This is a genomic window from Kluyvera genomosp. 3, from assembly GCF_011765685.1.
GTDB classification, from domain to species: domain Bacteria; phylum Pseudomonadota; class Gammaproteobacteria; order Enterobacterales; family Enterobacteriaceae; genus Kluyvera; species Kluyvera georgiana_A.
The window spans coordinates 4555584-4580287 of the sequence record NZ_CP050321.1; the positions used below are offsets into that span (position 1 = coordinate 4555584).

A 24704-nucleotide genomic window follows, 5' to 3' on the forward strand; every position below is an offset into this window, starting at 1 on the left:
CAGCCCTGTTCAGCCGGGTGCCAAACACTCTAATAATCAAAAATAATCACAACAAGATTTAATTTGATTAAGTGTGACGAACGCCGCAATAATAAGCTTATGCTTAACATGGAATAGTGACCTCTTAAGAAAAAATAAAAATAAACAATATAAATCAATAAATTAAAAATAAAACATAGACTAACCATTGCTGGTTAATCGTTACAAAATGGACTAAAACAGCGAATCAGACCAAAATCCCCCCATTGCATTCGTGAAAAAATGGTGAGAATATCAATCACAACAAATCACCAAATGATTACTTGTGACGTATTTCAGAGGAAAACATGATGAGTAAAATAGAGACCATTTCGCGAGAATCCTGGATCCTGAGCACCTTCCCGGAGTGGGGGAGCTGGCTAAATGAAGAGATTGAACAAGAGCAGGTCGCGCCGGGGACCTTTGCGATGTGGTGGCTTGGCTGCACTGGAATCTGGCTGAAATCAGAAGGGGGCGCCAACGTCTGTGTCGATTTCTGGTGCGGTACCGGCAAACAGAGCCATGGCAACCCGTTGATGAAGCAGGGCCACCAGATGCAGCGCATGGCTGGGGTGAAAAAGCTGCAGCCTAACCTGCGCACCACGCCTTTCGTGCTGGATCCTTTCGCTATTCGCCAGATCGATGCCGTACTGGCAACACACGATCATAACGATCATATCGACGTCAACGTTGCCGCCGCGGTCATGCAGAACTGTGCCGATAACGTGCCGTTTATCGGCCCGCAAACCTGCGTAGACTTGTGGATAGGCTGGGGCGTGCCGAAAGAACGCTGTATCGTGGTAAAACCGGGCGACATCGTTAAAGTTAAAGACATTGAAATTCATGCGCTTGATGCCTTTGACCGTACCGCGCTGATTACGCTGCCGGCGGACCAGAAAGCGGCCGGCGTGCTGCCGGACGGCATGGACGCGCGCGCAGTGAACTATCTGTTCAAAACCCCAGGCGGAACCCTGTACCACAGCGGCGACTCCCACTATTCCAACTACTACGCGAAACACGGCAACGAGCATCATATTGACGTGGCGCTGGGCTCTTATGGCGAGAACCCGCGCGGGATTACCGACAAAATGACCAGCGCCGATATCCTGCGTATGGGGGAAGCGCTGAACGCCAAAGTTGTGATTCCGTTCCACCACGATATCTGGTCAAACTTCCAGGCCGATCCGCAGGAAATTCGTGTGCTGTGGGAGATGAAAAAAGATCGCCTGAAGTACGGATTCAAACCCTTCATCTGGCAAGTGGGCGGCAAATTTACCTGGCCGCTGGATAAAGACAACTTTGAATACCATTATCCACGCGGTTTTGACGACTGCTTCACGATTGAACCGGATCTGCCTTTCAAATCGTTCCTGTAGTCAGGCTTCCCGGCATCGCTACGCTCGGCCGAGCACAACGATGCCGGGGAATTCCGCCACCTTTTCCCCTTCCCCCGCGTATATAGTTTTAGTAATTTGCTGATATTTCAAATATCATCTTTACTCATCATTTTTTTTCGGAATAGCTCATGACGGAAGCGCAAAGACATCAGATTCTACTGGAACTGCTGGCACAGGCGGGCTTTGTTACAGTAGAGCAGGTGATTTCCCGTCTGGGGATTTCTCCCGCGACGGCTCGCCGGGATATCAACAAACTGGATGAAAGCGGCAAGCTGAAGAAGGTGCGTAACGGCGCCGAAGCCATCAGTCAGCAGGCCCCGCGCTGGTCGCCAATGAACATTCACCAGGCGCAAAACCACGATGAAAAGGTGCGCATCGCCAAAGCCGCCGCACAACTGGTGATGCCCGGCGAGAGCGTGGTCATCAACTGCGGTTCAACGGCCTTTCTGGTCGGCCAGGAGATTTGCGGCAAACCGGTGCAGATCATCACCAACTATCTGCCGCTGGCGAACTATCTGATCGACAAAGAGCACGACAGCGTGATCATCATGGGGGGTCAGTACAACCGCAGCCACGCGATTACGCTGAGCCCGCAGGGCAGTGAGAATAGCCTCTATGCTGGCCACTGGATGTTTACCAGCGGTAAAGGGCTAACGGCGGAGGGGTTGTACAAAACCGACATGCTTACCGCGATGGCAGAACAGAAAATGCTCAATGTCGTCGGTAAACTGGCGGTGCTGGTCGACAGCAGCAAGGTTGGCGAGCGCGCAGGCATGCTGTTCAGCCGCGCCGATGAGATAGATTTGCTCATCACCGGCAAGCAGGCCGACCCGGAGATCCTCAAAAAGCTGGAGGATCAAGGCGTGCAGGTGATCCGCGTTTAAAGATGCTGGCGGAAAAACGCCACCGTGCTGTCCAGCGCCTCTGGCGTAATACGGTGGCGAACGCCCGCCTGCCAGAGGCAGGTGAGATGCGTATCCAGCCCGGCATCCCGCAACGCCTGCTGCAGGCGGAAGGTTTCTCCGGCTGGCACCACATCATCTTCTTCACCGTGCCACAGTAACAGTGGCCTGTCGGACAGGCGCGCCAGCTGATGGCCCACGTCCCATTTTGCCAGCGGAGCCATCAGGCGTTCCCGCTGCTGTGGCTGAGGTGGAAACAGCGTAGCGGAAAGCCCGGTGAAATAGCCCGAGCCCATCAGGCTGGCGACACACTTCAGTTCGGGATGATGCGTCATCAACCCCAGCGCGGTCATGCCCCCCATCGATGCGCCTGCCACCGCCAGCCGCCCTTCGCTCACCATTCCGCTTGCCAGTAGCGCGTCGCGCAGTGCCGGAAACTCGGTGAAATTCTGTAGCAGAATCTGCCAGAAATGCTGCAATCGCTCGGCACCGTCGCCGTTATAACGCTCGCCGTGTTCCGCGGCATTGGGCATCACCACCCGAAAACCGCCCTGCGCCAGCGCCACGGCAAAATAGCTATAAACCAGGTTAGAAGAGGTAAATCCGTGATAAAACACGATAGTCGGCAGCGCCTTTTCCGCGCCTCCTTTAGGCCAGGCATGCAGAACTTGCTGCCCTGCTAATATGCGAGTTTCCAGTTCAATCATCGGGCCTCTCCTTTAACTATGCTGATATAGCAGACGAAATGGATTCAATAATGTAACGACAATACCCCTGATTGATAACATTGAGAACCCGGTTACGGTTTCAGGTTATTTTCATTCGAAAATAGCGCTATGGTTAACAAATCAGGAACATTAACCCAAAAGGGAAATTTTTCCCCACTACACTATGGCTATCAGGAAACGGGAAATGACGATAAAACGGTTAATCCCACTGTTGTTGGCGCTCTCGCTGAGCGGTTGTACCCTGCTGGAAGGCACGCCTGAAGCGCCGCCTCCGGCCACCGACCACCCGCAGGAGATTCGTCGCAACCAGACGGAAGGTTTGCAGCGCATGGGTACGGTTAGCGCGCTGATCTACGGCTCGCCGATGGACGCTGAAGAGACCATCAGGGCGAAAGCCACCGCGCAGAAAGCGGATTACTACGTGATCGTGATGATAGACGATACCGTCGTGCCCGGGCAGTGGTATTCGCAGGCAATCCTTTACCGTAAGTAACCTTGAGCAGCTTTACGTAGGTTTGCACCGTTTCACGTTTCCTTGATGCACAATGACGCCTCTGTCGGAGTACGGAACATGCGTCTGCTATGGACTGCCCTGGTGGGTTAAATGAAATGGAGCTGACGATGAAACAATCACTTACCTTATCTACCCTGCTTTTGTCAGGCGGCACGCACGCTGCTGCGGCGCAATCGGCAGAGTTCGCCAGTGCTGATTGTGTCACCGGGCTCAATGAGATCGGCCTGATTTCAGTGAACAATGTTGCCGGAAGTCTGGAAGACGTCGAACAGGTTATCGCCCGTAAGGCAGATGAACAGGGTGCCTCCTGGTATCGTATTGTTCAGATGTACGAAGAGCCCCAGCAAGATAACTGGCGTGCACAGGCGATTATCTATGCCTGAGACCAGCCGCTAAAGGAAGAAGCGTTCATCTATCACGCTTCTTCCCCCCTTCATGTACTACCTTCCCCTGCCCGTCGCCCGATGTAATACTTCGCTTATCACCTGTTCAGGCAGCAGCACGCCGCCGCGCGGATCAAGCATCATACGACACCAGGCCTGAGCCACAGGTGGAGAGGCATAGCGCAGCATTTGCGCGCCTACCCCCAGCAAATAGAGTTGCCCGGTAATCTCACGGCCCTGAGCTTGTGACGGCTTGCGTAGCCGCTGCTGAAGCTGACGCCAGTGGCGATCGAAATGGCGATCCAGCCCTTTCACCTCCGCACACTCAGCCGCCAGCAGCGCAAGCGCATCCGGCTGTTTCATCAACACGCGCAGCACATCGAGACACATGATATTGCCGGATCCTTCCCAGATGCTGTTCACCGGCATCTCGCGATACAGGCGTGGTAGCTCGCTCTCTTCGCAGTAGCCTATCCCGCCCAGCACCTCCATCGCCTCAGCCACGAACGGAATGCCCGCTTTGCAGATGGCGAACTTGGCGGCGGGCGTGAAGAGTCGCGCCCACAGCGCGTCGTGTGGCTGCTCCCAGGCGTTGGCCAGGCGGAACAGGAACGCCGTCTGCCCCTCGAGCTGGAGCGCCATCTTACCCAACACCTGACGCATCAGCGGCAGATCAACCAGGTTATGCCCGAACGCTTGCCTCTGGAAGGCATGATACAGCGCCACCGACAAGGCGCGGCGCATCAAACTGTGGCTGCCCAGCGCGCAGTCAAAGCGCGTCAGGCCGCCCATTTTGAGGATCTGCCGAATCCCCTCGCCTTCTTCGCCCAACGCCCAGCCGAGCGCCTGCTGAAACTCTGCTTCGCTGCTGGCATTCGCGCGGTTGCCCAGCTTGTCTTTCAACCGCTCAAGGCGAATGGCGTTACGCGTGCCATCAGGCAGCAGTCGCGGCACAAAGAAGCAGGTCAGTCCGCCATTGGCCTGCGCCAGCACCAGATGGGCATCGCTCTGGGGTACCGAGAAAAACCATTTATGTCCGGTAAGTTGATAGCTGCCATCCTCCAGCCGCTCTGCACGCGTACTGTTACTCAGCACATCCGAACCACCCTGCTTTTCGGTCATCCCCATGCCAATCAGCAGACCCCGCTTTTGCACACCAGGCTGCTGATGCGGATCGTAGCGGTCGCTCAGCAACGGCGCGCGCCAGTCGGCAAACAGCGGCGGCAGTGCTTGTTGTAATAGCGGCGTGGCGGCGAAAGTCATGGTAATCGGGCATAGCGTGCCGGCCTCCACCTGCGCATGCAGCATAAAGCGCGCGGCGCGAGCCACAAACGCGCCGCTGCGCGCGTCTTCTTCCCAGGGAAGGTTGTGCACACGGTTGGCGCACAGCCCCTGCATCAGCAGATGCCAGGCCGGGTGAAAACGCACGTCGTCCAATCGCTGGCCCTGGGGGTCATAGCGTAAAAGCTCTGGGGGATGGGCGTTCGCCAGCCTGCCTAACTCTAAGGACTCGGCGGTACCCAGCTGCTGTCCGATACTCGCCAACAGCTCGCTATCCCAACTGGCGCCGTGGCGAGTAATGGCGTCGCAAAGTGCGGTATCAGAAAGGAACAGGTTACTGTTATTTAAGGGAACAGGCTGATTGAAAACGGTGTGAGTTTGCCAGTGCATTGTGTCTCCCTCCGTCAATAGGCAACAGATTAATTATGGACGGTCAGGGACGATGCACAATAAAAAGCCACCCAAAAGGGTGGCCAGGATCAAACTGTAGAGGTTGCGCGTTAGCTGCGTTGGCGTACCGCTTCGAACAGACAGATACCCGTCGCCACGGAGACGTTCAGCGAAGAGACAGTCCCCGCCATCGGGATGCTGATCAGCTCGTCGCAGTGCTCACGGGTCAGACGGCGCATACCTTCGCCTTCCGCGCCCATCACCAATGCCATCGCGCCGGTCATTTTGCTCTGGTACAGCGTGTGGGTCGCTTCACCGGCAGTGCCGACAATCCATACGTTCTCTTCCTGCAGCATGCGCATGGTGCGCGCCAGGTTGGTCACGCGGATCAGCGGTACGCTTTCGGCGGCGCCGCAGGCCACTTTTTTCGCCGTTGCATTCAGCTGTGCCGAGCGATCTTTCGGCACGATAACCGCGTGCACGCCAGCGGCATCGGCGCTACGCAGGCAAGCACCGAGGTTATGTGGGTCGGTCACGCCGTCGAGGATCAGCAGGAACGGGCTGTCGAGTGAAGCGATCAGATCCGGCAGATCGTTTTCCTGATACTGACGGCCCGGCTTCACGCGTGCGATGATGCCCTGGTGCACGGCACCTTCGCTTTTCTCATCCAGGTACTGACGGTTCGCCAGCTGAATCACCACACCCTGCGCTTCCAGCGCGTGGATCAGCGGCATCAGGCGCTTATCGTCGCGGCCTTTCAGAATAAACACTTCCTGAAAACGTTCAGGTGCGCGCTCCAGCAGTGCCTGCACCGCATGGATACCGTAAATCATTTCACTCATTAAAAGTACTCGTTTGAGGCGGGAATGCGCCGGATTATATGGGCAATACCCATGTTGTTACGGCTATTATAACCGACAACGCCCGCAGAGCGAATGCTCCGCGGGCGAAGGATCTGTCTGGGTGATAATCAGATTAAGCGATCGATGTTTTCGACCGCCCGCCGCTCATGCCAGGAGGTAAAGATCGCCGCCATCAGGTTCATCACCCGCAGCACTTCCGCGTTTTTTACCATCGGTTCAGCACCATCGAGGATAACCTCCGCCACATTGTCGTAGAAGCCAACCCTCGGAGATAACGGTTTCGGCAACGGCCACGTGACTACCGCATCCTCATTGGGCGGCGCCATGGTTTTGGTTAAACCGACGCCGGCCTGGATGGGTAAAGGGTCAGTGACCTCCGCCTGTCTATCGGGCGCGACCACGTATCCGCTGAGATCCCAATCGGCGATCAGCGCAGTGCCCTCCGTCCCCTTCACATACCAGCGTGGCAGCTTAATATAGTTTGTCGTACCGACCTCAATATGCGCGGTCAGACCGCTGGTAAAGGTAATATGCGCGGTAAAACCATCGTCAACCTCATGACCCAGCGCGTAGCTAAGTGAAGCGTAAACCCGGTTAATCTCGCTGCGGTCCAGTAGCAGTAGCTGATCCAGCAAATGAACGCCCCAGTCAAGCACCATCCCTCCGCCCTGCGCCGGGCTGTGCCGCCAGTCTCCAGGAATGCCGTTAGCGCCCTGCACCCGAGATTCAAGATGAAAAATCTCGCCGATCGATTTGTCCTGCTGTAGGCGGCGGACGATCAGGTAGTCATCGTCCCAGCGACGGTTCTGATGCACCATAAAAACACGTCCGACTTTTTCCGCAACGGCCAGCACCTCCTGGAACTCCAATGTCGTCAGGGTCACGGGCTTTTCGCATATCACATGCTTACCGGCTTCCAGCGCTCGAATGGCCAGCGCTTTGTGCACGTCGTTAGGTGTGGCAATCAGGACCAACGCGACATCTTTATCGTCAAGCAGCGCATCAAAACTCGGATACGCGACCAGGCCATGTGATAGAGCCAATCGCAGACGGGAAGCGTTAATATCAAACGCGCCTTTTACCCGTATCCGTTCGCTGGCATGCGCCAGATTGACGTGATACGCCCCCATACCGCCATAGCCGACAATCGCCATCTGTAGAAAGTTACCGTCCATCGCTATACCCACCACATATTCAACGGCTGTTCACGAATCAATATCGATTGCAAATGAGTGACCGCCCGCGCAAACCCTTCCTCCACCGACATCAACGGGTCTTCATGCTCAATGCTGACCACGTAGTCATAACCCCATGTGCGCAGCGCGCTCATGATATCCGCCCATTGCTGGATGCTGTGACCATAACCCACCGTGCGGAAATTCCACGCGCGCGTGCGGACATCGCCGTAGGGCTGCATATCAGTCAGGCCATACATGTTGATATTGTCCTGATCCAACCAGGTATCTTTGGCATGGAAGTGATGAATCGCCCCCTTTTCACCCAGGATCTTAATGGCCGCGACCGGATCGATACCCTGCCACCACAGATGACTGGGGTCTAGGTTGGCGCCAATAGCGTCGCAGGTTGCTTCACGCAGTTTCAGTAGGGTATACGGCGTGTGGCACAGAAAACCGCCATGCAGCTCAATGCCAATTTTCACCTGATGCGCCTGCGCCAGCAGGCCAATTTCCCGCCAGTAGGGGATAAGCCTGTTTTCCCATTGCCAGGTCTTAATATCGCTGTACACCGTCGGCCAGGCCACTACCGGCCAGTTGGGCGCCGTTGCATGCTCATCGCTTCCTGCTGTTCCGGAAAATGTATTCACTACCGGCACACCCAGCAGCGACGCCAGCTTAATCGTTTTGCGTAACAGGGCATCGGCCGCTTCGCGCTCAGCTTTTACCGGCGAAATAGGATTATCGTGACAGCTCAAGGCGCTGATAATGATTCCCCGGGATTGGAATTTTGCTAAATACGCTGCCCGGCTGGTTTCGCTGGCTAATAGCTCATCGATAGGGCAGTGGTGGTTTCCCGGGCAGCCGCCAGTGCCCACCTCCACAGCATCCAGTCCCGCTTGCTGGACTTTATCCAACATTTCATCCAGAGAGAGGTCGGCAAATAATGGAGTAAATACACCAAGTTTCATTTTTCCGCTCCTGAAATCGGGTAGTGGTTTTTATCTTTACCATACACGGGATAGCGGTTACCGCGTGGCGCACAATATTCCACGCCATTACAGATAATTTTCTGGATATGCGTGTTGTAATAGGTAGGATAGCTTTCATGGCCGGGCTGAAAATAAAATATTCGCCCGTTACCGCGCTTATAAGTAATACCACTGCGAAAAACGTTCCCGCCCTCAAACCAGCTTAAAAGCAGCGTTTCATCCGGGACAGGAATATCAAAATGTTCACCGTACATTTCTTCTTTTTCGAGCACAAAGCTTTCAGGAATTCCTTTTACAATATCATGCGTGGGATCAATAACAAAAATACGCTCCTGTTCATCGGCTTCACGCCATTTCAGGTCGCAGCTGGTTCCCATGAGTCTCATGAATATTTTTGACATATGCCCGGAGTGCAGGACAATCAACCCCATTCCTTTCAGCACCCGTTGCTGAATACGTGCCACGACGCTATCGTCGACTTCATTATGGGCAATATGCCCCCACCAGATTAAAACATCCGTCTCATTCAGCACCGCGTCGGTTAAACCATGTTCGGGTTCATCCAGCGTTGCCGTTCGGGTCGTAAACCCCGCTGCCTGCAAAAAAGAGGCGATTTGCCCGTGGATACCTTGCGGGTAAACGGCAGCAATCGCCGGGTCCTGCTGCTCATGACGATACTCATTCCAGACCGTAACGCGAGTCATTAGATCATCCCCTCTACGAAAAATAGACCGGCTGCCCCGTTTCGGCAGATTGGTAGATGGCTTCGAGAATTTGCGTCACCACCAGCGCCTGCTGCGGCGTCACCACTAACGGGCTGTCGTGACGTACGGCGTCAATCCAGGCCTGGGCCTCCAACAACGCGGGGTCATCATCGGCGGCATCGTAAAAGTCAACGCCATCGCTACCCAGTTGAATCTGTTTTTCAAACGTCGCGCCATAGGCTTCGCCATTAATCCGTAAACCGTCCTGCATATCCGCCCCCCCTCTGGTGCCTGAAAGTGAGGTTTTTGCTTCACCGGTATCCAACGTATTAAGCGCCCAGCTCGACTCCAGAACGATCGTCGCACCGTCTTCCATGGTGATAAAACCGAACGCCGAGTCTTCGACGGTGAATTTCTGCGGATCCCAGGGCCCCCAGGCATTAGCGGCATCTTTCATTGAGGACAATTTATGGTAGGTATTGCCCACGACATATTTGGGCCGGTAATTGTTCATCATCCACAGCGTCAGGTCCAACGCATGGGTGCCAATATCAATCAGCGGGCCGCCGCCCTGCGCTTCTTCGTCCAGAAAAACGCCCCATGTGGGTACCGCGCGGCGGCGAATAGCTTTGGCTTTCGCGTAGTAAATCTCTCCCAGTTCACCGTTTTCGCATACCCGATGCAAATAACGGGAGTCTTTACGAAAGCGGTTCTGGTAGCCCACGGTTAGCTTTTTTCCGGTACGCAACGCCGCATCCACCATTGCCTGAGCTTCGGCCGCGGTTTTTGCCATCGGCTTTTCGCACATCACGTGCTTACCGGCTTCCAGTGCGGCAATAGAAATAGATGAATGCGAAATATTTGGCGTGCAGACATGAATGACATCAATATTTTTATCGGCCAGCAGTTCACGATAGTCAATATAGACCTGAGCGCCCTCCGCGCCATATTCTTGTTGGGCTTTCTGCGCGCGTTCAATTTCAATATCACAAAACGCCACGATTTCAACATCGGGAAGCTGGGCGAGCGAGGGAAGATGTTTACCATTTGCAATACCGCCGCAGCCAATAATACCGATTCGGATCATACTCCGGTAACCTCCGTTTAATTTATGTACACTAACATGGTACAAAACAACGGAGACTAATTCGTCCCGGCTTTTAGCTCATTTTATCCCGGATATTGACTTTTTATATTGGCGCGGCGCGACCCCCGTATCCTGTTTAAAAACGTGATGAAAATTTTTAACGCTAGTAAAACCAACGCGTTCCGCCACTTCCGAGATAGAAATATCTTCATTGAGTAACAACCACTTGGCTCTATTCAGGCGGTAATTATGTAAAAAACGAATAAATGTGGTACCGGTATTGTTTTTAAAGAAACGGGTAAAATAGCAGACGTTAAATCCCATAAATTTGGCTATATCATCCAAAGTTAGAGATTCATGATAATGATGTTCAACGTAGGAGAATATGCGATCCAGCCGGGCCAGAGTCTTTTCTGATTTAAAGGCCGCTGCGGCATTCAGGGGGCGCGCTGGGTGATGCTGGCTTATCGGCACCTCCCGGTAAATCAAAGCAATCATCTCCAACAGCCGGGCCTTAATCACATACTTGTAGCCAACGGTCCGTTCTTCATCCTCCCGATTAATCGCCAGCAGTAGATTCTGCATCGCCAACGTTGTCGCGGATGGCCATTGCTGGCTGTGGGTACACATTGTTGATAACCGATGTCGCAGACCTGGCTGGCCGTCGAGTTGCAGGGCTTCATCACCATGAAAAAGAAAGGCGTCAAACTGGACAACAATTCTCTCGCTATTGGGTGATGCCAGAAAGTAATGCGTGTCTCCGGCATTGATAAACTGAATCTCGCCTGCACGCATCACGATCGGAATATCGTTGACGCCAAGATGAAGCACACCGCGGGTGACATAGATTATCTCCACCATTTTATGCCAGTGGGGATAAGCCAGTACTTCACCTTTATGGACAAAGCGCCGAAACGGAAACTCACGCGCAAGATGGGGTATCTCAAGGTAGTGACTCACTGTCATTGTCTCCCTGACGTATCCTTACTTACTGCTCGCTAATAAAATACCCCTCACCAAAGGAGAGGGGTATTGAAAGCATTACTCTGCTATTTTCTTCTTCGCCGCCCGCTTCGCTTTAGTGGCGGCAGCTATCTTCTGCGTCTTCGCCGAAGGCTTTTTGGCCTTCTTCGCCGCCCCCTTTTCGCTGGAAGCAGGTTTCGCTTTCGCCTTACCTTTCTTCTCGCCGCGGAAGGCGCTGTCCGGTTCGAAGTTCACGCGCTTGCCAACCTGACGGCGTTTACCGCCCGGTTTGCCACCCGCTTCTTTCTTCGATTTTTCGCGTGCGGTTTTACCAACGTTGCGCGGGCCGCGCTCGCTGGAGATCAGCGAGAAGTCGATTTTGCGCTCGTCCATATTCACCGCTTCGACGCGAACTTCTACACGGTCGCCAAGGCGATAAGTCTGGCCGCCGGATTCACCGATCAGACGCTGGCCAACCTGGTCAAAGCGATAGTAGTCGTTATCGAGCGAGGAGACATGCACCAGGCCATCGATAAACAGCTCATCCAGACGGACGAAGAAGCCAAAGCCGGTGACGCTGGCAATCACGCCGTTAAAGACATTGCCCACCTGATCCTGCATAAAGTCGCATTTCAGCCAGTCGGAAACGTCACGGGTCGCTTCATCAGCGCGGCGTTCGGTCATCGAACAGTGCTGACCGAGTTGCAGCATCTCCTCCATGGAATAGTGGTAGCCGCCGGTCTCGGTGCTGTTGCCTTTATGCCCCTGCTCTTTCGCCAGCAGATACTTGATGGCGCGGTGCAGCGACAGGTCAGGATAACGACGAATCGGTGAGGTAAAGTGCGCATAGGATTGCAGCGCCAGACCGAAGTGACCGCGGTTTTCCGGATCGTAAATCGCCTGCTTCATCGAACGCAGCAGCATGGTTTGCAGCATTTCGGCATCCGGTCTGTCGGCAACGGATTCCAGCAGCTCAGCGTAGTCGCGCGGCTCCGGTTTGTTGCCGCCCGGCAATTCCAGGCCCAGTTCCGACAGCACGGAACGGAACGCGGTGATCGCTTCAGTCGTTGGCTTGTCGTGAATACGGAACAGCGCAGGCTCTTTGGCTTTCTCAACGAAACGCGCCGCCGAGATGTTGGCCAGGATCATGCACTCTTCAATCAGCTTGTGCGCGTCGTTACGCTGGGTCTGTTCAATACGCTCGATGCGGCGATCGGCGTTGAAGATAAACTTCGCTTCTTCGCTTTCAAACGAGATCCCGCCGCGCTCGGCACGCGCCTGATCCAGCACTTTGTAGAGGTTATGCAGCTCTTCAATGTGTTTTACCAGCGGCGCGTACTGTTCGCGCAGTTCCTGATCGCCCTGCAGCATGTGCCAGACTTTGGTATAAGTCAGACGCGCATGCGAGCTCATCACCGCTTCATAGAATTTAAAGCCCGTTAAACGCCCTTTGTTTGAGACGGTCATTTCACAGACCATACATAAACGGTCAACCTGCGGGTTCAGCGAACACAGGCCGTTGGAGAGCACTTCCGGCAGCATCGGGACGACCTGCGTGGGGAAGTACACCGACGTCCCGCGGCTGCGGGCTTCGTTGTCCAGCGGTGTCGGAGGACGAACGTAGTAGCTTACGTCAGCAATCGCGACCCACAAACGCCAGCCGCCGCCGCGTTTTTTCTCACAGTAGACCGCATCATCAAAGTCGCGGGCGTCTTCGCCATCGATGGTGACCAGCGGTAAATCGCGCAGATCAACGCGGCCAATTTTGGCCTCTTCCGGCACTTCTTCTTTTAATCCAGCTACCTGCGCTTCTACCGCTGGCGGCCAGACATAAGGAATTTCATGGGTGCGCAGCGCCATTTCAACGGCCACGCCGGTCCCCATGTTATCGCCAAGCACTTCGACGATTTTGCCGATCGCTTTGGTACGACGGGTTGGGCGCTGGGTCAGTTCGACCACCACCACAAAGCCCATACGCGCCCCCATCAGCGACTCTGGCGGGATAAGAATATCAAAGCTCAGACGGCTGTCGTCCGGGACCACAAAGCCGACGCCCGCATCGGTAAAGTAACGGCCAACAATCTGTGCGTTACGCGGCACCAGCACGCGAACGATGCGCGCTTCGCGACGGCCTTTACGGTCCGCACCCAGCGGCTGCGCCAGCACTTCATCGCCGTGCATGCACATCTTCATCTGCTCACTGGACAGGTACAGGTCATCCTTGCGTCCTTCGACGCGCAGGAAGCCATAACCATCGCGATGGCCGATAACCATGCCTTTTAGCAGATCCAGGCGTTCCGGCAGCGCGTAGCACTGGCGGCGGGTGAAGACCAGTTGCCCGTCACGCTCCATCGCGCGCAGGCGGCGGCGAAGCGCTTCGATTTGCTCTTCGCCTTCAATATTCAGCTCAGCGGCCAGTTCTTCACGATTAGCCGGTTTTTCACGTTTTGTTAAATGTTCGAGGATAAATTCCCGGCTAGGGATAGGATTAGCGTATTTTTCAGCTTCGCGTTGCTGGAAAGGATCTTGTGACATCTCGGTTCCTCCGTTGTCATCTCTGGTGAAGATATTCGTCACTCCACCAGCAATAATTTGTATAGCGGTTGATTGTGTTCAACCAAATCGGCCAGTGTGTAGTTATCCAGCTCCTTGAGAAAACTTTGCACGGCTTGAGATAACGCCTGTTTCAAACGGCAGGCAGGCGTAATGTGGCAAAACTCACTACTGCAGTTCACCAACGACAGTGGTTCGAGTTCGCGCACCACGTCCCCCACGCGAATATCCTTAGCCGGTTTACCCAGTCGGATACCGCCATTTTTCCCGCGCACCGCCGTCACGTACCCGGCGCGGCTCAGCTGATTGATAATTTTAACCATATGGTTACGCGACACGCCGTAGACCTCGGTTACCTCCGAGATGCTGGTCATATTGCCTTCCGGCAGCGATGCCATGTAAATCAGCGCGCGTAGTCCATAATCGGTAAAACTTGTTAACTGCACATCAACCTCAGGGAAAAGGGGAAAAACAGGATGAGCCTGTTGATATTAATTATATTGATGATAAACCAGCCAGCCTGTGAGCCGCTAATTTATTTCTTTCGGGAAGGAAAAAAGCGAGGGTTTAACGCACGATTAAGCCGGATGACGACGCTTTGCGTCTTATCCGGCCTACAAAGCGAGTAGGCCTGATAAGCGCAGCGCCATCAGGCGCTGCACCATGAACCAAAATTACGCGTCGAACGGGTCGCGCAGAATCATGGTTTCAGTACGGTCTGGGCCAGTTGAAATAATATCAATCGGCACGCCGGTCAGTTCTTCAATACGCTTGATGTAGTTCAGCGCTGCCTGCGGCAGGCCACTACGTTCCTTCACACCAAAGGTGGTTTCAGACCAGCCCGGCATGGTTTCGTAGATTGGCTCGATACCTTCCCAATCATCCGCCGCCAGCGGGGTGGTGGTCACTTCGCGGCCATCCGGCATGCGGTAGCCCACGCAGATCTTCACTTCTTTCAGGCCGTCCAGAACATCCAGCTTGGTCAGGCAGAAGCCAGACAGGGAGTTGATCTGCACAGCACGACGTACGGCAACCGCGTCCAGCCAGCCGGTACGACGACGACGGCCGGTGGTAGCGCCGAATTCGTTACCCTGCTTGCACAGGAATTCACCGGTTTCATCAAACAGTTCGGTCGGGAACGGACCGGCACCCACGCGAGTGGAGTACGCTTTGATGATACCCAGTACGTAGTCAACATAGCGCGGGCCAAGGCCAGAACCGGTTGCTACGCCACCTGCGGTGGTGTTGGAAGAGGTTACGTACGGATAGGTACCGTGGTCGATATCCAGCAGCGTACCCTGCGCGCCTTCGAACATCACGAAGTCACCGCGTTTACGCGCCTGGTCCAGCAGGTCAGAAACGTCAACCACCATGCTGGTCAGGATGTCGGCAACCGCCATCACGTCGTCCAGTACTTTCTGGTAGTCAACTGCGTCAACTTTATAGAAGTTCACCAGCTGGAAGTTGTGATATTCCATCACTTCTTTCAGTTTGTCGGCGAAAGTCGCTTTATCGAAGAGATCGCCCACGCGCAGACCGCGACGAGCCACTTTATCTTCGTAAGCCGGGCCGATACCACGACCGGTCGTACCGATAGCTTTGGAGCCACGCGCTTTTTCGCGAGCGTTATCCAGTGCGACGTGATAGTCGAGGATTAACGGGCATGCTTCGGAAAGCAGCAGACGTTCGCGAACCGGGATACCACGGTCTTCCAGGCCTTTCATCTCTTTCATCAGCGCAGCCGGAGACAGCACAACACCGTTACCGATGATGCTGGTTACATTCTCGCGGAGAATACCTGATGGAATAAGATGGAGGACGGTTTTTTCACCGTTGATTACGAGAGTATGGCCTGCGTTGTGGCCACCCTGATAGCGAACAACATATTTTGCACGCTCAGTCAGAAGATCGACGATCTTCCCTTTACCTTCGTCACCCCATTGGGTGCCCAGTACGACGACGTTGTTACCCATTTTTCAAAATCACCCATTGCTTAAAAATGGATTCTACCATCGCTTTTTCAGATATACAGCACTTTTTCACCACAAAATGGCACTTTGGCGCTGGCTTTTTAATCAGCCAATCGTTTTCGTCAACATGTAGTAGATCACCACGCCAGCAACCACAAGACCGCCGCCAAATCGACGTAACATCGTATCCGGTAATTGGGTCATCGTAGAAATCATCTTACGCCACGCTTTCGGATAGAGCATCGGACCGAGGCCCTCGAGAACTAACACCAGCGCAAGGGCCAGCCAGATTGTGGAATTCATTTTTCATCCTTATAAAAGAAAACCACCGGCTCCCGAAGGAGGCGGTGGTTTTATTCAGGCGACCGCGCGCTTAGCGAGCGGTGGTACCCGGGTTTTTCATATAGCGGAAGAAATCGCTATCCGGGCTCAGCACCATCACGTCCTGATTGCTGTCGAAGCTCTTCTCGTAAGCACGCAGGCTACGGATAAAGGCGTAGAAGTCCGGGTCCTGGCTGAAGGCATCAGCGAACAGCTTAGCCGCTTCGGCATCGCCTTCACCGCGCAGGATACGACCCTGACGCTCCGCTTCTGCCAGCGTCTTCGTCACTTCATAGTCGGCGGTAGCGCGCAGTTTTTCTGCCTCTTCCTGACCCTGAGAACGGTGACGACGAGCAACGGCTTCACGCTCGGCACGCATACGGTTGTAGATAGCTTCAGACACTTCGGTCGGCAGGTTGATCTGCTTGATACGCACATCGACCACTTCAATACCTAACGCCGCCATACTGTTCGGGTTAATGGTTGGCCCTTTGATGTTCGCCTGCTGCTCAACGCGCTCTGCGGCTTCCGCAATCGCGCTATCGGCTGCCGGAGTCGCCACTTCATCTTCCGCACCGGAAGAACCGGAGTTCAGGGCATCGCGAACTTCCAGGGTCAGACGACCGCGGGAGTCGGTAACGATGTCTTTCACGTCCAGACGACCAATTTCAGAACGCAGACGGTCAGAGAACTTACGCTTCAGCAGCACTTCGGCCTGGGAGACGTCGCCGCCGCCGGTCGCCAGGAAGTAACGGCTAAAGTCGCTGATGCGCCACTTGATGTAGGAATCGACGATCAGGTCTTTCTTCTCTTTGGTCACGAAACGATCGGCCTGGTTATCCATGGTCTGGATACGCGCGTCCAGCATTTTCACCGACTGAATGAACGGCACCTTAAAGTGCAGGCCCGGCTCATAAATCAACGGTTTCTTATCGCTGTCGCGCACCACGCTGCTGAACTGGAACTTAATTCCGCGCTCGCCTTCTTTAACCACGAAGATAGAGGTGTACAGCACTACCAGCACGATGATGATAATCGCAATAACTGACTTACGCATCGTTATTCCCCCTGACGCTGGTAGTCGTTACGCTGCGCGTTGGCGCGGCGTTGGTCCATGATATTGCCCTGACTGGCAGACGAGGTGTTGCTCGCGCTACTGCTGGAAGAGGACGCAGGCGGCAGGCGCAACAGGTTATTCGCACCACTGCTATCGCTCTTTGCTGCCGGGGCGTTGCCGCCTTTCAGCATCTGATCCAGCGGCAGCACCATCAGGTTGCCGTTCTTGTTGTCGCTAACCAGCACTTTGCGGGTATGGCTCAGCACTTTCTCCATGGTCTCGATATACAGACGCTCGCGGGTAATCTGCGGAGCAGCTTTATATTCCGGCAGGATCTTGGCAAAGCGAGCCACTTCACCCTGTGCTTCCAGCACGGTCTGAGTCTTATACGCACGCGCTTCTTCCAGAATACGCTGCGCCTGACCGTTAGCACGCGGCTGAACTTCGTTGGTGTACGCTTCAGCTTCACGGATGTACTGCTGCTCGTTCTCACGTGCGGCAATCGCATCATCGAAGGAAGACTTCACTTCTTCCGGCGGACGAGCGGCCTGGAAGTTGACGTCCAGCAGGGTAATACCCATGTTGTACGGACGAATGGTCTCTTCCAGCTCGCGCTGGGTATCGCTACGAATAACGGTACGACCTTCGGTCAGGATACGGTCCATGGTGTATTTACCGATGACGCCACGCAGGGCGCTGTCGGTGGCCTGGCGCAGACTGTCGTCGGCGCTGGTCACGCTAAACAGATAGCGCTGCGGATCGGTCACACGGTACTGCACGTTCATTTCGACGCGCACGACGTTTTCATCGGAAGTCAGCATCACGCCAGACGCGGCCAGTTCGCGTACGGCTTCCACGTTCACCGGTGTCACTTCATCGATGAAGGTCGGCTTCCAGTTCAGACCCGGCTCAACCAGGTGGCTGAACTTACCAAAGCGCGTCACAACACCGCGCTCGGCTTCTTTAATGGTATAGAACCCGCTGGCCGCCCAAATGACGACCACGGCAGCTGCCGCGATACCGACAATGCGTCCGCCCATCGGGCTGCGTGGCCCCTGAGACGAGCCGCTGCCGGAACCGCCCTTACCGCCCCCAAAACCACCGAGCTTCTTGCTCAGCTTACGGAAGATATCATCCAAATCCGGCGGCCCCTGATCGCGACCGCCTTTATTTCCATTCCCCCCGGAGTTGCCGCCTTGGTTATTGCTGCTTCCCCACGGGTCGCGGTCTTGTCCGTTATTACCGGGCTGATTCCACGCCATGTTTATGCTCCATATTTGTTATGCGGTGATATACCTTTTCCCAGTCCAGATCATTTGGCTGATAACCGCGACGCCGTCCTGGTTGTCGCGGTCGCGCTGAGGCGACCTGAACCGCTGGGTGCCCAAAGGGCTAATGTTTTCAGGCAAGCTGCACGGTCAGACGACGTAGTCTGCCAGTGTCGGTTCTTGTTTACAGAGGCGACGCCAGTCGACAATCGGCATACGAACCTGCAGATTGACGCAGCCATCTTCCTCCATCCACTCTTTTTCGATTGCCTGAAGCTGATAAAAGCGACTACGCAAACGCCCTTCCTGCGGAGGTAAACGCAACGTATGCTGCGCCACTTCGCCGGCCAGTCGTTCGGTCAACGCCTGAAAAAGGAGTGGTATCCCTACCCCGGTTTGTGCAGACAGCCACACCCGGATAGGTTTGTTCTCTTCATCACGGTCGATACGCGGCTCAAAATCGTCGAGCATATCGATCTTATTCATCACCAGCAGGGTCGGAATCTCGTGCGCGTCGATCTCTTCGAGAACGGTATTTACCGCATCGATGTTTTCCTGCACACGAACGTCCGCGGCGTCAATCACATGCAGCAGCAGCGTGGCTTCGCGCGTTTCCTGCAATGTGGCCTTAAATGCCGCCACCAGGTCATGTGGCAGGTGGCGAATAAAGCCTACGGTATCGGCCAGCACCGTTTCACCCACATCCGTCACGTCTATACGACGCAGCGTCGGATCAAGGGTGGCAAACAGCTGGTCAGCGGCGTAGACCTCTGCCTGCGTGATGTGGTTAAACAGCGTCGATTTCCCGGCGTTGGTGTATCCCACCAGCGATACCGTCGGAACATCGGCCTTCACGCGCGAGCGTCGCCCCTGCTCGCGCTGTTTCTCCACGCGCTCAATGCGCGAGAGGATTTGCATAATGCGGTTACGCAGCAAACGACGGTCGGTTTCGAGCTGGGTTTCACCCGGGCCGCGCAAACCGATACCGCCTTTTTGTCTTTCAAGGTGCGTCCAGCCGCGCACCAGGCGCGTGGCCAGATGGCGCAGCTGCGCCAGCTCAACCTGCAGCTTACCTTCATGGGTACGCGCACGCTGAGCAAAAATATCTAAGATCAGACCGGTACGGTCGATAACCCGGCATTGACACAGGGCCTCAAGGTTACGCTCCTGTGCTGGGCTAAGTGCGTGATCGAACAGCACAACGGAAGCACCTGTCGCTTTGACGGCTTCCGCAATCTCGACAGCCTTACCTTCACCAACAAAATATTTTGGGTGCGGCGCTTTACGGCTACCAGTAATCACCTGCATTGCTTCGACACCGGCGGAAGAGACCAGAGATTCAAACTCCTGGAGGTCTTCCATATCTTTGTCTTGCGTAAAATAGATGTGTACCAGCACCGCCTGCTCACCGGCGTCATAACGGTCAAACAAGCGTTATATCTCCTGAAATACCAGCGGGGAACCCAGACATGCTGGCTCCCCGACATGGATTAACAGCCATCAACCTTATTCGGTTTCTTCGCTGTCTTGCTGTGCAGAACCCTGCGCGTTGCTACCGTGATGGTAGTTGCTACCGGTGCCGCCGCCAGCATTGTTGCTGTGATGGGAAACCGGACGGGACGGAACAACGGTAGAAATTGCGTGCTTATAGACCATCTGGCTGACCGTGTTTTTCAACAGGATCACGAACTGATCGAAAGACTCAATTTGCCCTTGCAGCTTAATACCATTCACCAAATAAATAGAAACTGGAACACGTTCCCGACGCAGTGCGTTCAGGAACGGATCTTGTAAAGATTGCCCCTTAGCCATTCTCTCTTTTCCTTATATGCTTATTTGTACTTATACACGCCATCCCTCAAGCCGCTTCTGCGTTATCTGCTTTGATACAGCCCGAACGATGTTGCGTATGAACCTTACGATTCCGAAAATTGCGCACGATACGACTCAATTGTACACATTCAGTCTACACTAGCACCCACTACCTGTAATAGTTGGTTAAACGCCTGCTCCGGCTGTTCACTATCTAACCAGTGAACCCCTTCCCAACCGCGTAACCACGTCACCTGGCGCTTGGCTAGCTGTCTCGTGGCACAAACTCCTCTATAAACCATTTCATCATAGGTAATTTCGCCTTCAAGGTATGACCACATCTGGCGATATCCCACACAACGAATGGAAGGCATGTCCGTATGCAAATCTCCACGGGCAAATAGCGCCCGCACTTCTGCTTCAAAACCCGAAGCCAACATCTGATGAAAACGCTGCTCAATGCGCTGATGGAGCAGTTCACGGCTCGCCGGGGCGATGGCGAACTGATGCACCTTGTAGGGCAGAGCGTCTCCTGACGTTTGCGTCAGCTCCGTTAAAGTTTTACCCGAAATGAAAAAAACTTCCAGTGCTCGGGAAAGTCTTTGCGGATCATTCGGATGAATGCGCTCGGCGGCAACGGGGTCAATTTCCCGTAGCTGCTGGTGCAGCGCTCCCCATCCTCGCTCTGCTGCCTGCTGCTCAATGCGGGCCCGGACTTCCGGGTCAGCCGAGGGCAGCGGTGATAAACCTTCAAGCAACGCCTTGAAATACAACATTGTTCCACCGACCAGCAGCGGAATTTTCCCTGCGGCAGTGATCTCGGCCATCTGCGCCAGCGCATCACGACGAAAATCCGCCGCCGAATAGGCCTGCGCAGGGTCAAGGATATCCATCAACCGATGCGGGGCAGCAAGCTGCTCTTCCGCGCTCGGCTTTGCAGTACCGATATCCATCCCTCGATAGATGAGGGCGGAATCCACACTAATCAACTCTACTGGCAAAACTTTACGCAGCTCAATGGCTAACGCCGTTTTGCCCGAGGCAGTCGGCCCCATCAAAAAAATTGCCTTAGGCAGGCTCGCCTCGGTTACGTCACTCATGTCTCAGGGCGTTCATCGCAGAATCTAAATCAACGGGTTGTAACAAACCACCCGGCGGAGCTTTGACCAGCTGCGGGCAAAGACGTTCAACGTCAGCCAGCATCGCGATGGCCTGCGCGGTATTCCACTGCGCGTGGTCGCTTGCCAGATGACGGGCCAACCACTGCGCCACGTTACCGGCATCAACCTGAGTTTTCTCCACCAGGTAGCCTATCAGTTCAGGAATCAAGATTTGTAAATTTTGTTGTCGTAAGGGTAAAGGCACGGCGCGAATCGTGACGTGCTGCCCTTCCAGCAGGATTTCGATGCCCAACTGGCCCAGCATTTCCCGCGCATTTTCCAGGGTTTTCCGCTCGTTCTCTGACGCTTTCAGGCGCAGAGGAATGAGCAGCGGCTGGGCGCAAATGGTGGTTCCGCTGGGGGTCAGTTGCGCCTGACGCAGCCAGCGTTCTGCGACCGGTAACGACAGCAGATTAAGCTTACCGTCACGCTCCAGCAGCGCGCAGCGCTCATCGATGATAGCCAGCACACGGCCAAAACTTTGGCTGTGCCCCGCCAGGTTTTCAGCCACGGGTTTCGCTGGTTCCGGGCGACTTACCGGCGTATCCAGCAGTTGGCGATAGAGTGCCCCCTGCTGTTTCTGGTAGCCCGGCTGCGCGTTCGGCCAGCTGGCGCCGCCGCTACGGCTACCACCGGAAGCGGGTTGATAGCGCGGCGCTTCCGGCTCGCGCGCCACCGCCGGTTCGGCAAACTGATTACGCCCAGCCGCGACGCGGTTTTCCGGCAGCGCGCGCGGGGCAGGTTCATCGTCTTCCGCTAAGGGCAACGGCGCGTCCAGCTGTTGTTGCAGCACGCTCAACACGCCTTGATAGATAAAGTCATGCACCAGACGCGACTGGTGGAAACGCACCTCGTGTTTAGCCGGATGGACGTTCACATCCACCTGGTGCGGATCAATCTCCAGATACAGCACAAACGCCGGCTGCTGATCTGCGCCGAGCTTGTCTTCACAAGCCTGTCGAATAGCGTGGTTAATCAGCCGGTCGCGCATCATGCGACCGTTAACGTAGCAATACTGAATCTCAGCCAGCGCAGCGGTAGTGTGTTTCGGGTCGGCCACCCAGCCGTGCATCGCCAGGTCGCCGTGCTGCCACTCAATCGCCAGCGCCTGTTCCAGGAACGGTACGCCGCAAATGGCTCCCAGACGGCGTTCTTTCGGCGCCCCTTCTGTTACCGCGCGATACTGGCGAATCATTTTGCCATTGTGGGTCAGGTTGAAGCTCACATCGAAGCGCGCCAGCGCAATGCGGCGAATGATCTCATCGATATGATTGAATTCGGTTTTTTCGGTGCGCATAAACTTGCGCCGCGCGGGTGTGTTGTAGAAGAGATCCAGCACTTCCAGCGTCGTGCCGACCGGATGGGCAGCCGGTTTAACGGTGACGTCCTGGTCGCGGCCTTCCGCGTACGCCTGCCAGGCTTCCTGCTGCTGTTCAGTGCGCGAGGTCAGCGTCAGCCGCGAGACTGAACTGATACTCGCCAGCGCTTCGCCGCGAAAACCGAGGCTGATGATCGCTTCCAGATCGTCAAGCGAGGCAATTTTGCTGGTCGCATGACGCGCCAGCGCCAGCGCCAGCTCATCTTTCTTAATACCGCAGCCGTTATCGCGGATGCGGATAAGCTTTGCCCCACCGCGTTCGATATCAATATCGATGCGGGTTGCCCCCGCATCGAGACTGTTCTCCACCAGTTCTTTCACTACCGAGGCAGGCCGCTCAACCACTTCACCCGCGGCAATCTGGTTCGCAAGCTGCGGCGGTAAAACCTGAATCGGCATGAAAACTCCTTAGTTAACAAGCGTCCTGTTGGATGATGCGGCGCTGGCGGTCTGCGACTGTTCGTCACGAGGGCCGGATTGTATCGGATGCGCCGTAAAATAGTTACGTAAACCGTTATAAATGGCTTCAGCAATTTTCTGCTGATAGTCATCGCTGTCCAGCAGGCGCTCTTCGCTGCTGTTACTGATAAAGCCGGTCTCAACCAGGATCGACGGGATATCCGGCGAACGCAGCACACCGAGGCTGGCGTGTTCAGGACGACGCTTATGCAGATTACCGACGCGCTGCAGCTGGCTGATGACGTTGGTCGCCACATCATACCCTACACGCTGGGAATGGCCGAATTGCAGATCCAGCACCGCCTGGCTCAGATACGGATCGGCCTGGCTGTTTGCCAGCACGTCGCCCGCGCCGCCCAGCAGCTCAGACTGTTTCTCATGCTGTTCGAGCCAGCCCGCCATCTCGCTGTTGGCGCGACGGTTAGAGAGCACCCAGACCGACGCGCCGGTAGCGTCGCGGTTTGGCGCGGCGTCCGCGTGAATGGATACCAGGAATGAGGCGTTCTGTTTACGTGCCACATCGGAGCGGCCCATCACCGAAATAAAATAGTCGCCGTCGCGAGTCAACACGCCTTTAAACATCGGATCGTCGTTGAGCAACGCTCTGAGTTTTCGGGCAATAGCGATGGTGACATTCTTCTCGCGCGTACCGCTTGGGCCAATCGCCCCCGGATCCTGGCCGCCGTGACCGGCGTCGATCGCGATGATCACTTTATCACCGGAAACACTGCGCGCACGGGCCGCCGGACGCGGTGCCGGCGTGGTATTGCTGGCAATCGCCGGCTGGCGTTCCGTGCTGAAGCTGCTGCCGCTATTACCATTGCTACTGTTGCCGCTAAACGGGTTGCGCGCGGGCTGGCTTGGTACCGGTGCCGGCGTGACGACTGGCGTTTCCACGCGCTTCGCGACGACAGGCGGCGGTGGAGGCGGTGGAACGTCGGCGTTGATGGTAAACACCACGGTGTAATTCGCGCCGTTTTGCTGCTTCACCGCGCGGGTTTTGCCGTTTTCGGTGAGATCGACCACCAGCCGCAGCGACTGATCGTCTTTCGGCGTGCCGGAACGGATCGCCTTCACCAGGTTGTTGCCGCTAAAGCGCAGCGGCAAGCCTTGAATCACGCCCGTTTGCTTGATATCAAGCACCACGCTGCGTTTGTCATCCTGGCTAAAGTTATATTCCGGATCGCCCATAAAGCTGAAGGTGATCCGCGCCTGCGTTTCACTATTCGCTACCTGAATATCGGACAAGCTCGCCGCCATTGCCGGTGCGCCCACCAGCATCAGCGCCGCCATCAACCACCCTTTTGCGCGAAAAATCATCCTGGGATC

Annotated in this window: 23 protein-coding genes; 4 read left to right on the forward strand and 19 right to left on the reverse strand. The window is 55.3% G+C overall.

The window, feature by feature from the left end; translation table 11 throughout:
* Positions 1-329 precede the first annotated feature (329 nt).
* Together ulaG and ulaR are read left to right on the forward strand one after the other, a co-directional pair.
* Complete coding sequence (gene ulaG, locus GY169_RS21270; protein ID WP_163445850.1) at positions 330-1394, forward strand: L-ascorbate 6-phosphate lactonase; 1065 nt, start codon at positions 330-332, stop codon at positions 1392-1394.
* A 149-nt stretch (positions 1395-1543) separates the two neighbouring features.
* Complete coding sequence (gene ulaR / locus GY169_RS21275) at positions 1544-2299, forward strand: HTH-type transcriptional regulator UlaR (RefSeq protein WP_167577052.1); 756 nt, start codon at positions 1544-1546, stop codon at positions 2297-2299.
* Here ulaR and yjfP read toward each other — a convergent pair.
* On the reverse strand, positions 2296-3024 hold the full coding sequence (gene yjfP / locus GY169_RS21280) for an esterase (protein WP_167577053.1): 729 nt from the start codon (positions 3022-3024) through the stop codon (positions 2296-2298). The genes ulaR and yjfP overlap by 4 nt on opposite strands.
* Positions 3025-3229: 205 nt before the next feature.
* On the opposite strand from yjfP, the gene bsmA reads away from it, so the two are divergent.
* Both bsmA and yjfN read left to right on the forward strand, forming a co-directional pair.
* Positions 3230-3538: a biofilm peroxide resistance protein BsmA gene (gene bsmA, locus GY169_RS21285; protein WP_223882131.1), complete on the forward strand. Its 309-nt coding sequence runs from the start codon at positions 3230-3232 to the stop codon at positions 3536-3538.
* Between the two features lie 116 nt (positions 3539-3654).
* Positions 3655-3942 (forward strand): DUF1471 family protease activator YjfN, encoded by a 288-nt coding sequence (gene yjfN / locus GY169_RS21290; RefSeq protein ID WP_074398809.1) that lies wholly within the window; start codon positions 3655-3657, stop codon positions 3940-3942.
* A gap of 57 nt (positions 3943-3999) precedes the next feature.
* On the opposite strand, the gene GY169_RS21295 is transcribed toward yjfN, so the two are convergent.
* The 18 genes from GY169_RS21295 to amiB form a co-directional block, all read right to left on the reverse strand.
* The gene (locus tag GY169_RS21295; RefSeq protein WP_167577055.1) at positions 4000-5613 is read right to left on the reverse strand and encodes an isovaleryl-CoA dehydrogenase; all 1614 of its coding nucleotides are present in this window, start codon (positions 5611-5613) and stop codon (positions 4000-4002) included.
* Between the two features lie 110 nt (positions 5614-5723).
* Positions 5724-6455: a 23S rRNA (guanosine(2251)-2'-O)-methyltransferase RlmB gene (gene rlmB / locus GY169_RS21300; protein WP_163445856.1), complete on the reverse strand. Its 732-nt coding sequence runs from the start codon at positions 6453-6455 to the stop codon at positions 5724-5726.
* 128 nt (positions 6456-6583) lie between these two features.
* A complete protein-coding gene (locus tag GY169_RS21305) occupies positions 6584-7651 on the reverse strand; it encodes a Gfo/Idh/MocA family protein (RefSeq protein ID WP_167577056.1) in 1068 nt (355 codons plus the stop codon).
* Between the two features lie 2 nt (positions 7652-7653).
* On the reverse strand, positions 7654-8622 hold the full coding sequence (locus tag GY169_RS21310; RefSeq protein WP_167577057.1) for a sugar phosphate isomerase/epimerase family protein: 969 nt from the start codon (positions 8620-8622) through the stop codon (positions 7654-7656).
* On the reverse strand, positions 8619-9347 hold the full coding sequence (locus GY169_RS21315) for a ThuA domain-containing protein (protein ID WP_167577058.1): 729 nt from the start codon (positions 9345-9347) through the stop codon (positions 8619-8621). Before GY169_RS21315 ends, GY169_RS21310 begins: the two co-directional genes overlap by 4 nt.
* 13 nt (positions 9348-9360) lie before the next feature.
* The gene (locus GY169_RS21320) at positions 9361-10434 is read right to left on the reverse strand and encodes a Gfo/Idh/MocA family protein (protein WP_167577059.1); all 1074 of its coding nucleotides are present in this window, start codon (positions 10432-10434) and stop codon (positions 9361-9363) included.
* 78 nt (positions 10435-10512) lie between these two features.
* The gene (locus GY169_RS21325) at positions 10513-11394 is read right to left on the reverse strand and encodes a helix-turn-helix domain-containing protein (RefSeq protein ID WP_167577060.1); all 882 of its coding nucleotides are present in this window, start codon (positions 11392-11394) and stop codon (positions 10513-10515) included.
* 81 nt (positions 11395-11475) lie between these two features.
* Positions 11476-13932, reverse strand: a complete 2457-nt coding sequence (gene rnr / locus GY169_RS21330) for a ribonuclease R (protein ID WP_167577061.1) — start codon at positions 13930-13932, stop codon at positions 11476-11478.
* A gap of 38 nt (positions 13933-13970) precedes the next feature.
* Complete coding sequence (nsrR, locus tag GY169_RS21335; protein WP_064546863.1) at positions 13971-14396, reverse strand: nitric oxide-sensing transcriptional repressor NsrR; 426 nt, start codon at positions 14394-14396, stop codon at positions 13971-13973.
* Positions 14397-14624: 228 nt separating this feature from the next.
* Complete coding sequence (locus tag GY169_RS21340; RefSeq protein ID WP_163445863.1) at positions 14625-15923, reverse strand: adenylosuccinate synthase; 1299 nt, start codon at positions 15921-15923, stop codon at positions 14625-14627.
* Positions 15924-16025: 102 nt separating this feature from the next.
* Positions 16026-16223: a DUF2065 domain-containing protein gene (locus tag GY169_RS21345; protein ID WP_064546860.1), complete on the reverse strand. Its 198-nt coding sequence runs from the start codon at positions 16221-16223 to the stop codon at positions 16026-16028.
* A 70-nt stretch (positions 16224-16293) separates the two neighbouring features.
* On the reverse strand, positions 16294-17298 hold the full coding sequence (hflC, locus tag GY169_RS21350; protein WP_064546859.1) for a protease modulator HflC: 1005 nt from the start codon (positions 17296-17298) through the stop codon (positions 16294-16296).
* A 2-nt stretch (positions 17299-17300) separates the two neighbouring features.
* Positions 17301-18560: an FtsH protease activity modulator HflK gene (hflK, locus tag GY169_RS21355; protein WP_163445864.1), complete on the reverse strand. Its 1260-nt coding sequence runs from the start codon at positions 18558-18560 to the stop codon at positions 17301-17303.
* Between the two features lie 156 nt (positions 18561-18716).
* On the reverse strand, positions 18717-19997 hold the full coding sequence (gene hflX / locus GY169_RS21360; protein WP_163445865.1) for a ribosome rescue GTPase HflX: 1281 nt from the start codon (positions 19995-19997) through the stop codon (positions 18717-18719).
* 75 nt (positions 19998-20072) lie between these two features.
* Positions 20073-20378 carry an RNA chaperone Hfq gene (hfq, locus tag GY169_RS21365; RefSeq protein ID WP_052284691.1) on the reverse strand — a complete coding sequence of 102 codons (306 nt, stop codon included), beginning with the start codon at positions 20376-20378 and terminating at the stop codon, positions 20073-20075.
* 149 nt (positions 20379-20527) lie between these two features.
* A complete protein-coding gene (miaA, locus tag GY169_RS21370) occupies positions 20528-21478 on the reverse strand; it encodes a tRNA (adenosine(37)-N6)-dimethylallyltransferase MiaA (RefSeq protein WP_064546853.1) in 951 nt (316 codons plus the stop codon).
* The gene (gene mutL, locus GY169_RS21375; RefSeq protein ID WP_167577062.1) at positions 21471-23315 is read right to left on the reverse strand and encodes a DNA mismatch repair endonuclease MutL; all 1845 of its coding nucleotides are present in this window, start codon (positions 23313-23315) and stop codon (positions 21471-21473) included. The genes miaA and mutL overlap by 8 nt, the downstream gene beginning before the upstream one ends.
* A gap of 9 nt (positions 23316-23324) precedes the next feature.
* Complete coding sequence (gene amiB, locus GY169_RS21380; RefSeq protein WP_167577063.1) at positions 23325-24695, reverse strand: N-acetylmuramoyl-L-alanine amidase AmiB; 1371 nt, start codon at positions 24693-24695, stop codon at positions 23325-23327.
* Between the last annotated feature and the right edge of the window lie 9 nt (positions 24696-24704).